This window comes from Bradyrhizobium sp. Kon10 (genome assembly GCF_055807395.1).
This window is the reverse complement of sequence record NZ_JBVVOZ010000328.1, coordinates 1-249: the sequence shown is the minus strand read 5'-3', so window position 1 is coordinate 249 and position 249 is coordinate 1. Positions and strand designations below refer to the sequence as shown.

At 64.3% G+C, this 249-nt stretch carries 1 pseudogene; it reads left to right on the top strand.

Annotated elements, in window-relative coordinates:
- A pseudogene (locus tag AC0L2O_RS37245) lies at positions 1-249 on the top strand (serine/threonine-protein kinase); the annotation flags it as partial.

The following is a 249-nucleotide window of genomic DNA, read 5'->3' as shown; positions in this document are numbered from 1 at the left end:
CTGTCCGACATCGACGGCGATTTTCGTGGAATTGTTGAAGCCATGCTGCAGCCGGATCCACAAGACCGGCCGATCAGCATGGCGGACATCGCCAAGGTGACACGTGACGATACGGATGAGGAGACAAAGCCGCCAACGTCGATCACACCGCGCGACCGGACGCCGCGAGCGGGGGGGACCGCGCCTGGCCCCAAGCTCCCAAGTCAACGTCCGGCGGCTCCCGGTGAACAGCGCTTCGTTCCGCATGTC